General features: G+C 68.5%; 13 protein-coding genes. 4 read left to right on the top strand and 9 right to left on the bottom strand.

What is annotated here, in order from left to right; genetic code table 11:
- The first annotated feature begins 5 nt into the window (after positions 1 to 5).
- Complete coding sequence (locus ACZ3HV_RS29860; RefSeq protein WP_465688939.1) at positions 6 to 1253, top strand: CehA/McbA family metallohydrolase; 1248 nt, start codon at positions 6 to 8, stop codon at positions 1251 to 1253.
- 169 nt (positions 1254 to 1422) lie between these two features.
- On the top strand, positions 1423 to 1836 hold the full coding sequence (locus tag ACZ3HV_RS29855) for a hypothetical protein (RefSeq protein WP_465688937.1): 414 nt from the start codon (positions 1423 to 1425) through the stop codon (positions 1834 to 1836).
- Between the two features lie 196 nt (positions 1837 to 2032).
- On the opposite strand, the gene ACZ3HV_RS29850 is transcribed toward ACZ3HV_RS29855, so the two are convergent.
- From ACZ3HV_RS29850 to ssd, 8 genes are all read right to left on the bottom strand, one after another.
- On the bottom strand, positions 2033 to 2653 hold the full coding sequence (locus ACZ3HV_RS29850) for a response regulator (protein ID WP_465688935.1): 621 nt from the start codon (positions 2651 to 2653) through the stop codon (positions 2033 to 2035).
- A gap of 279 nt (positions 2654 to 2932) precedes the next feature.
- Positions 2933 to 3457 (bottom strand): pilus assembly protein TadG-related protein, encoded by a 525-nt coding sequence (locus ACZ3HV_RS29845; RefSeq protein WP_465688933.1) that lies wholly within the window; start codon positions 3455 to 3457, stop codon positions 2933 to 2935.
- On the bottom strand, positions 3454 to 4017 hold the full coding sequence (locus ACZ3HV_RS29840; protein ID WP_465688931.1) for a TadE family type IV pilus minor pilin: 564 nt from the start codon (positions 4015 to 4017) through the stop codon (positions 3454 to 3456). The genes ACZ3HV_RS29845 and ACZ3HV_RS29840 overlap by 4 nt, the downstream gene beginning before the upstream one ends.
- A gap of 111 nt (positions 4018 to 4128) precedes the next feature.
- Positions 4129 to 4350 (bottom strand): DUF4244 domain-containing protein, encoded by a 222-nt coding sequence (locus tag ACZ3HV_RS29835; protein ID WP_465688929.1) that lies wholly within the window; start codon positions 4348 to 4350, stop codon positions 4129 to 4131.
- A 105-nt stretch (positions 4351 to 4455) separates the two neighbouring features.
- The gene (locus ACZ3HV_RS29830) at positions 4456 to 5172 is read right to left on the bottom strand and encodes a type II secretion system F family protein (RefSeq protein WP_465688927.1); all 717 of its coding nucleotides are present in this window, start codon (positions 5170 to 5172) and stop codon (positions 4456 to 4458) included.
- 119 nt (positions 5173 to 5291) lie between these two features.
- Complete coding sequence (locus ACZ3HV_RS29825) at positions 5292 to 6230, bottom strand: type II secretion system F family protein (protein ID WP_465688925.1); 939 nt, start codon at positions 6228 to 6230, stop codon at positions 5292 to 5294.
- Complete coding sequence (locus tag ACZ3HV_RS29820; protein ID WP_465688923.1) at positions 6227 to 7435, bottom strand: TadA family conjugal transfer-associated ATPase; 1209 nt, start codon at positions 7433 to 7435, stop codon at positions 6227 to 6229. Before ACZ3HV_RS29820 ends, ACZ3HV_RS29825 begins: the two co-directional genes overlap by 4 nt.
- A gap of 37 nt (positions 7436 to 7472) precedes the next feature.
- A complete protein-coding gene (gene ssd, locus ACZ3HV_RS29815) occupies positions 7473 to 8552 on the bottom strand; it encodes a septum site-determining protein Ssd (protein WP_465688921.1) in 1080 nt (359 codons plus the stop codon).
- A 205-nt stretch (positions 8553 to 8757) separates the two neighbouring features.
- Here ssd and ACZ3HV_RS29810 point away from each other — a divergent pair, with 205 nt between their 5' ends.
- On the top strand, positions 8758 to 10437 hold the full coding sequence (locus ACZ3HV_RS29810) for a glycosyl hydrolase family 18 protein (protein WP_465688919.1): 1680 nt from the start codon (positions 8758 to 8760) through the stop codon (positions 10435 to 10437).
- A gap of 28 nt (positions 10438 to 10465) precedes the next feature.
- Positions 10466 to 12007 (top strand): glycoside hydrolase family 18 protein, encoded by a 1542-nt coding sequence (locus tag ACZ3HV_RS29805; protein ID WP_465688917.1) that lies wholly within the window; start codon positions 10466 to 10468, stop codon positions 12005 to 12007.
- A gap of 48 nt (positions 12008 to 12055) precedes the next feature.
- Here ACZ3HV_RS29805 and ACZ3HV_RS29800 read toward each other — a convergent pair whose 3' ends face one another.
- Complete coding sequence (locus ACZ3HV_RS29800) at positions 12056 to 12814, bottom strand: SGNH/GDSL hydrolase family protein (protein ID WP_465688915.1); 759 nt, start codon at positions 12812 to 12814, stop codon at positions 12056 to 12058.
- Positions 12815 to 12827 lie beyond the last annotated feature (13 nt).

Raw genomic sequence — 12827 nt, 5'->3', positions numbered from 1 at the left:
GTCTGATGGCTGTCACGACGTACCGCCGGGTCTGGACCCTCGACGACCGTGCCGAGTCGGTCTGGCATTCGCTCCCTGTCGACATCCCGGCCGACTGCCCCGGACTACTCGTCACCCTCACCATCCCGCCGGTCGAGGGCGCCGTCATCGACATCGGCTGCGAGGGCGCGGACGGCTGGCGCGGCTGGTCCGGCGGCGCACGCCAAACCTTCGCGATCACCCCATCCGCGGCAACCCCCGGTTACCTGCCGGGCGAGCTCGAAGCGGGCACCTGGTGGGTAGTCCTCGGCCTACACCGCATCCCGGTCGAGGGCGTAGAACTCATCGTCGAAGCCGTCACCGGCCCAGTCGCGGAGATCCCCGGCCTAGCGTCGTACGCCGACCTCACCGCGGCCATCGCCGTACCGCCTCGCCCGCCACGCCGATCCCTGCCCGCATCCTCCGGGCTGAAGTGGGTAGCCGGCGACTTCCACGCGCACTCCCTGCACTCCGACGGCTCCACGCCCATCGCGAACCTCGCCGCCCTCGGCGTATCCGCCGGACTCGACGTACTAGCGGTGACCGACCACAACACCGTCGCCCACCACCTCGAACTCCCCTCACTCAGCAAGCGCTTCGGCATCGGCCTGATCCCCGGCCAAGAGGTGACGACCGACACCGGCCACGCAAACGCCTTCGGCGACATCGGTGTCATCGACTTCCGTCGCCCCGCCGCCACCTGGGTCACCGAAGTCGCGCGCCGCGGCGGCCTGCTCTCGATCAACCACCCACTAGGCGGCGACTGCTCCTGGCGCCACCCACTTTCCGAGCACCCACCCTTGGCCGAGATCTGGCACTCGTCCTGGCTGGACCACACCTGGGGCGGCCCCATCGCCTGGTGGCAAGCCTGGGGCCTCGACAGCACGACTCCCATCGGCGGCAGCGACTGGCACAACCCCACGTCGCCAACCCCACCCGGCACCCCCACCTCTTGGATAGCCGTGGACGCCGCCGCCGAAGGCCCAGACGAACTGCCCACAGCCGTACTCGAAGGCCTAGCCGCCGGCCGAACCGCCATCTCCTGGTCCTACACCGCCCCCGTCCTAGTCCGAGCCGACGACCAACTCATAGCCCTGGGCGCCCCCAACACCCTGGTCATCTCCCCCGATGGCACCCGCCACCCCATCCGCGGCGACCACCAAGCCATCCCCGCCTCCCCAGGACCCCACACACTCATCACCCACACCGGCAACTTCCTAGCCACCTGCGCCTAACCGCACTCACGACGACCCAACGCCGCCCCAGCACCACCCGGCGACCGCACTCATGACGACCCGACGCCCGACCGGAGCACCAGACGGCGCGTGATGGCGCGGACGGCAGATGCACCGGCGCCTGCCGTGGCGAAAGGGCGTGGAGGAGTGGAGAGTGCAGACTGACCAGATGACAACCGGACGACCGCAGGTGATCGTCGTCGACGCCGCGAACGTGATCGGCTCACGCCCCGACGGCTGGTGGCGCGACCGCCCCGGCGCAGCCCGCCGCCTCCTGACGAAGCTCGCCGTACTCCAGCGCCACCTGCAGGAAACCACCGACATCATCGTCATCCTCGAGGGCGCCGCCCGAGCCGCCGTGTCCGGCGACGACGCCCCCGACACCGGCACCCTCCGCGTGGTCCTCGCCCCAGGCTCCGGCGACGACACCATCGCCGCCATCACCGCAGAGTCCACAGCGCAACCGCACAACCCCGAGGTCACCGTAGTCACCGCCGACCGAGGCCTCCGCCAACGCACAGACCCCACCGGCGCCACCTCCACCGGCCCCAGTTGGCTCCTAGACCAACTCGACCAGCTCTAACACACCAACCAACTGGAGACCCGAGCGGACCAGCCAGTTGGAAACTCGAGCGCGGACCAACCAGTTGGCCGCCTGTGGCAGAGCAGCCCAACTGAGCCGTGGCGATTGCGGCACCAGGCAACAGCCCCGCGGCAGGTGCGACGCCAGGCGACAGCCCGCCGCACGTGCGACGCGAGGTGACTGCCAGCGCTTGGGTTCAGTCGAGGAGCCAGCCGTTGTGCTCGGCGATTTGTACTGCGTCGGAGCGTGTTCGAGCACCCGTCTTGCCGATCGCTGACCACAGCCGCGTGCGTACGACCCGCTCGGACACGTCGAGCTTCCGCGCCATCAACGCGACCGAACCACCTTCACGAGCCGCCCGCAGCGTGTCGGTCTCGTCGTCGTTGAGCGGCGTCTCGGAGTACTTGAGGGTCTCGGCCGCGAGGTTGGCGTCGACCACGCGCAGTCCGAGGTGCACCCGTCGTACCGCATCCGCCAACTGCGGCGCCGGACTCCCCTTGAGGGCGAACCCCTTCGCCCCCGCACTGAGACCACGCCGCAGATGCAGCGGACGCCCGTACGTCGTCAGCATCACGACCCGGCACTCCGGCATCGACGTACGCAGCTCGGTGGTCACCGTGATGCTGTCGCTCCCCGGGCCGGCGGCGTCGAGCAGAGCGACGTTCGCGCGATGCCGTTTCGCGGCACCCACCACGTCGTCGGTTCTGTTGAGCTCGGCAACGATCTCCAGATCGCGTTCACGCTCCAGACTGCTGCGGAGCAAGCCACGGCTGAGGATCTGGTCATCGACCAGCAGCAGCCGGATCCGGTCGGGCAAACGGGCCTCCGAGGTAACCGTCCGGACGCCGGGGAAGTACGTCCGGGAGGAATGAGCAGGACTCGGTTCCAGATCATGAGGCTCACTCGCGGGCCCCGTCCACATCAACGCGGCATCTCTACCAGATTGCGACCAGATCGCGACCCGACCAGAACCACGCCGAACCCACACACCCAAACACCACCCGCCGCGGCCGCGCACCTGGGGTCAGGTCGACGCACCTTGTGTCGGGTAGCGAGGAAGGTTTCGTACGTCGGGTTGCGCGCTCCCGCGGTCGAGTCAGAGGGGGCCTGCGCGCGACCTGGCGGTGAGGTTTGGGTGGGCGACGAGGAGGTCGAGTCGGAGGGATACCTCGATGGTTACAGAGGTGGGAGTTGGGGTGCAGGCGGTCAGGTGGACCTTGTGGATGGCGGCAATTCGTGCAGCGACGGCGCAAGGAGTAGCGGAGCTGGGGGCGGTGTCCCTGGCCGATCCGGTCGCGCCTGAGGCCGTGGTTCCGCTGGTGGCGCCAGTCGATCCAGTCGGGCCTGGAGCCGTGGCTTCGGTGGTGGCGGCAGAGCCCGCCGCGGTGGGACTGGTCGCGTCCAGGGCTGTGGCGCCGGAGTTGGTGGTGGATGGGTCAGCCATGGGCTGGGCGTCTAGGGACTGGGCGGCGCTTAGGGCTGTTAGGTCGGCTGCGGTGGTTAGTTTGTGGCGGGCTGTGGAGATGGCGGACCAGAGGGTCGCGGTGGTGAGGGCTGTGATGAGGAGGACGGCGGCGAAGAGGGAGTGGAGGGTAGCGCTGCCCTTCTCGTTGTGAGTCATTGGGTTTCGTCCTGGGTGGTTGGTTCGGATTGGACGGTCGCGTGGGCGGTGAGGTGAGCGGGGGCTAGGGCTGAGAGGAGTGGGGGTTTGTGGGCGGGCGCGGCGGTGACGGTTACGTGGATGTCGTGGCCTTCGCGGGTGATGGTGATGTCGCCGGTGGGGATGGTGCGGTGGCCGATTGCTTTGGCTTCGTCGGGTGGTTCGCCTCGGGCTACTGCGCGGGCTACGTCTCGGGCGGCGTCGATGCATTGGATGTTGAGGACGACCAGGCCGATCGACCAAATGCCTAGCAGGAGCACGGAAAGCAGGACTGGAAGGGTGATCGCCAACTCGGCGGTCACAGCTCCACGGTCCGACGGCTGAGCTCGCGCAGCGGACGCGTCGCTAACGCGCTCGGTGGTGTGCGTGGCGGGGACGGCGCTCTTGCGTACGGCGGGTTGCGCCGTACGGACGGTTCGGTCAGTTGGGGTGAGTTCCGCAGTGCGGCCGACGTCGTGCGGAGGGGTACGGCTGGCGTCGTGGGGAGCGGTGGTGGCGATGAGGGTGTTGGGGAAGCGCATGGTGGCTCCGGGTGTGGGAGGCCGATCTGGGGTGGGCTCCGAGATGCGGGCGGCTGGGGTGGGGCGGCCGGTCGGGTGAGGGGTGGGCCGACCGGCCGCCGGGGGGAGGGGTTAGAGCTGGACGCCTTCTACGCCGGCTAGTTGGAGGGCGTAGTTGATGAGGGCTTTGAGGGCGTTCATCATGACGTCGGATTTGAGGAGGGCTACGAGGATTCCGCCGAAGCCGCAGGCTGCTACGACGCTGATGGCGTACTCGGCGGTGGCGGCGCCGCGTTGGGTGCGGGGGCGGCGGGTGGGGAGATGGTTGCGGGCGGCTACTAGAGCTTTGGACATCTGATTACCTCCGTGGTTGCGATCGGGGTTCCGGATCACTCATTGACAACATGCCGTTGTGAGATGGCCTTTTTTATATGGAGTTTTGGGCTGTGGATGACGGCGTCAGGGGTGGAGGAGGTACGGGATCAGGGCGTCGGCGATGGTGGGGACGATGGAGAGAAGGATGAAGGCGGGCAGGAAGCAGAGGCCTAGTGGGAGGGCGGAGCGAGATTCGGCTGCGCGGGCTTGTTGGTCGGCGGCGTGGTGGTGGGACTGGCGGGTGTCGTCGGCTAGGTGTTCGAGGGTTTTGGACAGTGGTGCGCCTGAGCGGATCGAGCGGTCAATGGCTCGGGCTACGGAGGCGCAGGCTGGTTCGGAACGTAGGTGGGACCAGGCTTCGGATGGGTCCGCGCCCAGGGCGAGGTGGTGGGCGATCTTGGTGAAGATCTCCGCCAGCGGGCCGGGGACGGCGGTGGCTACGAGGTTGAGGGCTTGTTGGGGTGGGCGGCCGGCGCGGAGGCATGCGGTGAGGAGGTCTACGGCTAGGGGGAGGTCGCGGGTGATCTGGGTGGTGCGTTGTCTGGTGGCGGCTGGTTCTAGGCGGGATAGGGCGCGAGGGATTGCGTAGAAGGCGATTGCTGCAGGCGCGAGGCTCCACGGGAGGCCGATCAGGAGGAGGGCGCCGATTGCGGTGATGGCTGCGGCGAGGCGGTGGGGGCGTGAGGTGTGGGGGCGCGTACGGCGGAGATTCGCCGTGAGGCGGCGGAGGTCGGGGTGGGGCGGGGTTAGTAGGTAGGTGGCGATCGCCAGGGCTGATGCTGCGGAGAGTGTCGCGGGCATGGGTGGTGACCTCGGAAGGCTTTGGTGGCTAGGCGCGGAGAAGGTCGTTGGCCTGTGGGGAACCTCGGAAGGCTGTAGTGGCCCGGGGCGCGGGGAGGGTGGGGCTGAGGGGTTGGGGTTCAGGTGGGGGGTTTGGAAAGGTGGGTTGTCCAGTGGAGGCCGAGGGTGGTGAGGGTTAGGCCGCCGGTTAGGCAGAGCCAGCCGGCGGGTGTGGCGGTGAGGAAGGTGAGGGGTTTGGCGCCTAGGGAGTAGCCGAGGGCTATGCCGAAGATGGGGAGGGCCGCGAGGATGCGGGCGGTGGAGCGGGCGCCTGCGAGGCTGGCTTCGGTTTGGCGGTGGATGGTCTCGTCGGCTCGGAGGGAGTCGGCTAGGCGTTCGGTGAGTGCGGCGAAGGCGGCGCCGGATTCTTCGGCTACTCGCCAAGCGGCGGATAGTGCGCGGAGGCCGGTGGCTCCTGGGGATTCGGCGGCCAGTTCGAGGGCGCCGGGTACGTCGCCGCCGAGTTTGGCCGCTGCGTGGGCTACTTGGAGGTCAGGGCTGATGGAGGCGGCGCCTTCCAGGGCGTCGACGGGCGGGCGGCCTGCGGTGAGGTCGGCGGCTAGGACGTCGAGGGCTTCGATGATTTGAGTACGGCGTGCTGTGGCTGCTGCTCGGCGTTGGTGTTGGGTGCGTTGGCCGGCGATGAGGGCGAGGACGACGCCGATGGCGATGGTCGAGACGAGGAACTGTGCTCCGAGGAGGAGGACGAGGATCGCGGCTACCGGTGCGAGCGGGATGACGCGGCCGAGGCCGGCCCGGCGGACGAGGCGGGCCTGGCGGACGAGGCGGGCCTGGCGGACGAGGCGCGCTGGGGTGGCGAGGCGGGCTGGGCTGGCGAGGCGGGCTGGGCTGGCGACGCCTGCGAATGGTCGATGACTGGTTGGCGATGGACGGGTGGGTCGTCGGTTGTTGGCGCTCTGGAGCGGCGCGCTTAGGCGGTGTAGGCCGCGGCCCGGGTGTGGAAGGAGGAGAGCGCTGGTGAGGAATACCAGCAGGCCGGAGACGAAGGCGGCGGTCATGCTGCACTCGCCGCGCCTGGCTGCGGATGAGAGGTGGTGAAGCTTTGGGCGGGTGGGTGGAGGGTTGTGGTGGCGTTGGGGTGGAAGGTGACGGCGGGGGTGGTGGCTACTTGGCCGTCGGGGTGGCGGGTGAGTGTGTGGATTTCGGTGATTCGGCGGGTGCCGTGAGGGTCTCGGGATAGGTGGATTACGGCGTGCAGGGCTGAGGCTATTTGGCTGTGGATGGCTTCTCTGGGGAGGCCGGCGAGGGCGCCTAGGGCTTCTAGGCGGGCTGGCACGTCGGCGGCTGAGTTGGCGTGGATGGTGCCGCAGCCGCCTTCGTGGCCGGTGTTGAGGGCGGTGAGGAGATCAACTACTTCGGGGCCGCGGACTTCGCCCACGACGAGGCGGTCGGGGCGCATTCGGAGGGCTTGACGGACGAGGTCGCGGAGGGAGATTTCGCCGGTGCCTTCGACGTTCGGTGGTCTCGCCTCGAGGCGGACTACGTGGGGGTGGTCGGGGCGCAGTTCGCCTGCGTCCTCTACCAGGACCAGGCGCTCGGATGGGTCCGTCAAGGAGAGCAAGGAGTTCAGGAGGGTGGTTTTGCCTGTGCCGGTGCCGCCGCTGATGAGGAAGGCCAGGCGGGAGTCGAGGAGGTCGCGGAGGATCGGCGTACCGGATGGGGGTAGGGCGCCGGCGGCGACGAGGTCGTCGAGGGTGAAGACGTGACGGGCGGGGACGCGGAGGGACAGGCAGGTGCCGGGCGCGGCGACGGGGGCGAGGATGGCGTGGAAGCGGGTGCCGTCGGAGAGGCGGACGTCGACGTACGGCGTGGCGTCGTCGAGGCGACGGCCTGCGGCGGCGGCCAAGCGGGTGGCGAGGCGGCGGATGGCGGACTCGTCGCCGGTGCGGACGAAGACGCGTTCCAGGCGGCCGCCGCGGTCTATGTAGACCTCGTCGGGGCCGTTGACGAGGATGTCGGTGATGCCTGGTTCGGCGAGGAGGCTGTCGAGGGGGCCGGCGCCGAGGGCTTCGCGGCGGAGAGCGGTGACTACGGCGAGGACCATCGCGTCGCCGCAGACCGTACCGTCGGCGCGGAGCGCGGCGGCGACGTGGGCGGGGGTTGGTTTGGCGCCGGTGAGTGCGAGCGTGCCGCGGACGCGGTCGAGGAGTTCGGCGGACACCGCGGCGCCGTCGAAGGAAGCTTGGGCAAGGCGATTAGTCATGCGATTTCCGATCCGAGCGAGGTCGGGCACGTAGCGGTTAGGCGGCTGTTGATTCGGGGTGGGTGAAGAGGTCGAGGAGGTTGGTGGCGGCTTTGGCCAGGGGGCCGCGGGGGCGGGGGTCGAAGCGGCCTTGGTCCATGGCTGTGGGGAGGTCGCGTTCGAGGCCTACTGTTGTTGCTAGGGGCAAGGAGAGATGGGTGGCGACGTCGGCGGCGGACAGGCCGTGCGGGCGGGATTCCCGGGCGACGACCCGGAGGTCGCCGGCGACGGCGCGGAGCGGGCCGACGAAGCGTTTGGCTGCGGCGACCGAGCGGACGTCGCACGGGACGACAAGCAGGGTCGCCGCGGCCCGGATGAAGCCCTCCTCAACCGCCGGATCCGCCCGGCGAGGGAGATCGACCACGACGAGATCGCTGCTGCGTTGGGCGGCGCCGATGACCGAGCTCATCGTGTCGGGTGGCAGGACGGTCACGTCGGATTGATCCCAGGACAGGACCGCGAGGCCGTCGACCGAGGGCAACGCAGAGCGCAGAGCGGCGGCGCTCACCCGGCCAGACGCGTTGAGGAGCTTGGGCCAGCGGTCGCCGGGGTCGCGCTCGATACCAAGGGCCAACTCGATCCCGCCACCCAACGGATCGCCGTCGATCAGCATCGTGCGGAAGCCGCGTCGATTGCCGAAGACTGCGACGGCCGAGGCAAGTGTGGTCGCCCCCGCTCCCCCGCACCCGCCGACGAAGGCGAGCGTGAGAGCCGTCCGGACAGCACCGTCGACCGCGTCCGCCAGCTTCCCGGCGAGTGCGGACTCGTCATCAGGCAAGCGCAGCACCGCATCCGCGCCGACGTCGAAGGCACAGCGGTAGAGGTCATCACCGTCCAGGACGGAACCCACCACGACGACACCCGCTCGAGCGGCGGGCTGCGCACGGGCCAGCGGCTCGGCCAGATCCCGGCCGACCACGACCAGCGAACAGGAGTGCCAGCGACGGCGGACGCCGACCAGATCCGGCTCGACCACGGGCGTGATCGAGGCTGCCGCCGCCAGCCGGAGCAGGTCGTCGAGCAGGATCTCGTTGGTAGTTGCCAAGAGCACCGATGTGGGAGGTGAAGTGTTGTCCATGCCCTAGAACATGCCGTCATCGGACCCGTTCCGCGGACACCACCGAAACCCTGTGGACAAAGGGGTTGTCGGCTTTCCGTCAGCAGCGGGAACCCGCCACGGCGAGGCGGCGACCAACCCGCCGGGAACGGTTACGGTTCCTTTCGAAGCGTCTTTAACTAAATTTCACCGGACCGCTTCCGTCCCAGCTCCGGAGGACCCGCCCATGAGTCGATTACGCATGCGCGCCGCCACGGCGTCCGTCGCCGCCACCGCCCTGATCGCCGCCGCCGGCGTCTCGCTGGCCACCCCAGAAGCAAGCACCGCCGCGGCTGCGACCAGCGGCGGCGTCAAGACGGCGTACTTCACCCAGTGGGGGATCTACGCCAACGCCTTCTACCCGAAGAACCTGATCACCACCGGTGCCGCCGGGAAGCTGGACTTCCTGAACTATGCGTTCGCGAACATCCACCCGACCGACCACACCTGCTTCATGGCCAACAAGGCCGCGTCCCAGGACGAGAACAACCCGAATGCCGGTGACGGCGCCGGCGACGCGTTCGCCGACTACGGCAAGTCGTACGGCGCGGACATCAGCGTCGACGGGGTCGGTGACGTCTGGAACCAGCCGATCCAGGGCAACTTCAACCAGCTCAAGAGGCTCAAGGCGAAGTACCCGAACCTGAAGATCCTGATCTCGATCGGCGGCTGGACCTACTCGAAGTACTTCTCCGACGCCGCCTCGAGCGACGCCAAGCGGAAGGCCTTCGTCAGCTCCTGCGTGAACATGTTCCTCAAGGGCGACCTGCCGGTGGTCGACGGCTTCGGCGGTCCGGGCAGTGCGGCCGGCATCTTCGACGGGATCGACATAGACTGGGAGTACCCGGGCTCGCCGAACGGTCACGTCGGCAACCACTACGGCGCCGCCGACAAGCAGAACTTCACCCTGCTGCTGGCCGAGCTACGCGCGCAGCTCGATGCCTACGGCAACCAGACCGGCAAGCGCTACTACCTGACCGCGGCGACACCGGCCGGTCAGGACAAGATCTCCACGATCGAGACGAACAAGATCGGGCAGTACCTCGACTACAACAACGTCATGACGTACGACATGCACGGCGGCTGGGAGGCCACCGGGCCGACCAACTTCCAGGACCCGCTGTACACAGCGCCCAACGACCCGAGCAACCCGATTCCACCGGGCCAGGGCAAGTACTCCGTTGACGCTGCCGTGAAGGCGTGGACGACCGGTGATTCGGCGTACGGCATCCCCGGTGGGTTCCCGGCGAGCAAGCTGACCATCGGTTATCCCTTCTATTACAGGGGATGGAAGGGAGTCCCGGCCACGGCCAACGGCAAGTACCAGACCGCGACCGGACCGGCCGACGGACACGCTCTGAGCGGCAATGTGCCCGGCGTCTCGTTCTACAAGGAGCTCACCGGCTTCGCGGACAACCCGTCGATGTCGTACTTCGACGACGCCACCAAGTCCTCGTGGTTCTACAGCAACGGCACGTTCTGGTCCGGTGACAACGCCCAGTCGATCAAGGCCAAGGCCGACTACCAGCACTGCAACGGACTGGCCGGCGCAATGATGTATTCGCTCGAGGCGCTGGATCCGAACGTCACGCTCTTCAACGCCGTCGTCAACTCGGTCAACGCCGACACACCCGGCTGCAGCGGCCCACCGACCAGCCCGACCACCCCGGCCACCACACCACCGACCACGCCTCCCACCACACCGCCGACGACGCCTCCCACGGCCACCCCGTGGGCGCCGAACACGGCGTACGCGACCGGTGCACTCGTGTCCTACAACGGCGTCACCTACAAGTGCATCCAGGGGCACACCTCCCTGACCGGCTGGGAACCACCGAACGTCCCCGCACTCTGGGGCCGGGTCTGATCACGTACCGCCCACTGATCGGAGCATCATGAAACGCATCTCTCTGGCGATAGCAGCCATCACCGCGGTGGTCATCGCACTGCTGACCGCACAGGCGGCCAATGCCGCAGGAGTCACCGCAGCCTTCACCAAAGTGTCCGACTGGGGCAGTGGCTTCGAAGGCAAGGTGACCGTCACCAACGGCACCACCAGTTCGCTGAGCACCTGGTCGGTCGCACTGGACTTCCCGTCCGGCTACACCGTCAGCAGCACATGGGACGCCACCCACACCAGTAGCGGCCAGACCCACACGTTCACCCCGCCCAGCTGGGCGGGACCGCTCGCACCGGGTGCCTCGGTCAGCTTCGGCTTCAACGGCAGCCCGGGTAACTTCCCTGGGCTCGCAGCCTGCCGACTGAACGGCGGCTCCTGCTCAGGCGGTGGTGGCGGGACCGTCCCCGGCGCACCGACAGGCCTCTCGGGTACGGCGTCCTCGAGCTCGGTAAGCCTCACGTGGTCGGCCGCATCGGGCGCAACCAGCTACAGCGTCTACCGCAACGGCACCAAGGTCGGCAGCCCGACCGGTACGTCGTACACGGACTCCGGTCTCAGCGCGAACACGACGTACAGCTACCAGGTCAGTGCGTCCAACAGCGCCGGCGAGGGCCCGAAGAGCGGCAGCATCTCGGTCAAGACCACCACCGGTGGCGGGAACACGGGGAGCGCGAAGGCAGCGCCGTACCTCTACATGGGCTGGGGTGACCCGCCGAACCCGCAGACCGTCATGAACGCGACCGGGATCAAGTGGTTCACCATGGCGTTCATCCTGTCGTCCGGCGGCTGTAACCCGGCCTGGGACGGCAGCCGGCCGCTGCAGGGCAGTGCCGACGCGAACGCGATCGCCCAGATCCGCGCGGCCGGCGGCGACATCGTGCCGTCCATCGGTGGCTGGAGCGGTAACAAGCTCGGCCCGAACTGCAGTACGCCGGAGGCCCTGGCCGGCGCGTACCAGCAGGTCATCAACGCCTACAACCTGAAGGCGATCGACATCGACATCGAGAACTCCGACGAGTTCGAGAACGAGGCGGTCCAGGACCGGATCCTGAACGCGCTGAAGATCGTCAAGCAGAACAACCCCGGGATCCAGACGATCCTCACCTTCGGCACCTCGACCACCGGCCCGAACTACTACGGCAACCGGCTGATCGAGCGGTCCGCGGCACTTGGCGCGAACATCGACATCTTCACGCTGATGCCGTTCGACTTCGGCAGCAGCAACATCTACAACGACACGGTCGGCGCCTCCACCGGCCTGAACAACAAGCTGAAGTCCGTCTTCGGCTGGACGACCGCGCAGGCCTACGCCCACCAGGGCGTCTCCGGCATGAACGGCCTGTCCGACCAGCAGGAGATGACCACCACGGCGACCTGGCAGAACATCACCAACTGGGCCAAGTCCAACGGCCTGGGCCGGCTGGCGTTCTGGTCGGTGAACCGTGACCGCGGCTGTGCCGGCGGCGGCGTGGTCTCCAACTGCAGCGGCATCGCGCAGCCCGACTGGGAGTTCACCCGGATCACCGCGGGCTTCTGAACACAGTACGGCGCCGTGCGGGAACCTCCCGTACGGCGCCGTGCCGCGTCAGCCGGCCTTGATCGCGTCGATGATGAGCCCGTTGCGGGCGTTCTGCCCGAGCGGAACCGAGGGGTGCAGTCCATCCCGCAGGTACATGGCCAGCCGATTCGGCTTGGCGGCCAGGTGCTCGGCCCAGTGCACGATGCGGAGGTTGTCGTACCGGCGCTGTGCTTCCGCGAGCTGCAGGTTGATCCAGGCACTGTTGCGCTGGTCGCAGACCTGCACCGCGGGGCCGTGCGCCGTCCGCGCCGCCTGCACGTTGACCCAGTAGACAGTCCGCTCGTCGCCGACGATCTGCATGGTTCGGTCGACCTGAGCGGCGACCGCGGGCGGCGTGAAGATGTCGTTGGAGCCGACCGACATGAGGATCCGGTGCGGCAGGCCGTAGTCCTGCGCCCAGGTGTCCAGAGCGTCGACCGCCGGGGTGACCGGGCGGCCGGCCCAGTTGTGCACGGCGACGCTGATGCCGAGCTTGGACAGCTGCGTGGCCAGCGCCAGCCCGTCCTGGACCCCGATGCTGTCGCCGAACATGAAGACGCCGTCGGTCTCCCGGGTCTTGCGGACCTGGGACTCGTTCGAGATCGCGCGGGCCTGCCGCTCCCAGGCGCCGAGGACGCCCGAGCCGTAGTTGCCCAGCGAGGACATCCCGGCCACCGACTCGGCCGACGCAGCTGTCGCCGACGCGACCGTCGACGCCGCCGCGGCCGTACCGGCCGCGAACAGCATCCGACGGCTCGGCCGGAACGAACTCAGACGCTTCCTCACGGAGGAAAGAGTG

Source organism: Kribbella sp. NPDC020701 (assembly GCF_055562215.1).
The sequence above is the reverse complement of the archived record's forward strand: the minus strand, read 5'-3'. Positions and strand labels throughout refer to the sequence as shown.

Excerpts from the sequence above, each read along its gene's own strand:
- ACZ3HV_RS29840 (WP_465688931.1), bottom strand. The coding sequence starts at position 4,017 with ATGCGCTTCCCCAACACCCTCATCGCCACCACCGCTCCCCACGACGCC.
- ACZ3HV_RS29860 (WP_465688939.1), top strand. The coding sequence starts at position 6 with ATGGCTGTCACGACGTACCGCCGGGTCTGGACCCTCGACGACCGTGCC.
- ACZ3HV_RS29830 (WP_465688927.1), bottom strand. The coding sequence starts at position 5,172 with ATGCCCGCGACACTCTCCGCAGCATCAGCCCTGGCGATCGCCACCTAC.
- ssd (WP_465688921.1), bottom strand. The coding sequence starts at position 8,552 with ATGGACAACACTTCACCTCCCACATCGGTGCTCTTGGCAACTACCAAC.
- ACZ3HV_RS29825 (WP_465688925.1), bottom strand. The coding sequence starts at position 6,230 with ATGACCGCCGCCTTCGTCTCCGGCCTGCTGGTATTCCTCACCAGCGCT.
- ACZ3HV_RS29845 (WP_465688933.1), bottom strand. The coding sequence starts at position 3,457 with ATGACTCACAACGAGAAGGGCAGCGCTACCCTCCACTCCCTCTTCGCC.
- ACZ3HV_RS29820 (WP_465688923.1), bottom strand. The coding sequence starts at position 7,435 with ATGACTAATCGCCTTGCCCAAGCTTCCTTCGACGGCGCCGCGGTGTCC.
- ACZ3HV_RS29805 (WP_465688917.1), top strand. The coding sequence starts at position 10,466 with ATGAAACGCATCTCTCTGGCGATAGCAGCCATCACCGCGGTGGTCATC.
- ACZ3HV_RS29835 (WP_465688929.1), bottom strand. The coding sequence starts at position 4,350 with ATGTCCAAAGCTCTAGTAGCCGCCCGCAACCATCTCCCCACCCGCCGC.
- ACZ3HV_RS29810 (WP_465688919.1), top strand. The coding sequence starts at position 8,758 with ATGAGTCGATTACGCATGCGCGCCGCCACGGCGTCCGTCGCCGCCACC.
- ACZ3HV_RS29855 (WP_465688937.1), top strand. The coding sequence starts at position 1,423 with ATGACAACCGGACGACCGCAGGTGATCGTCGTCGACGCCGCGAACGTG.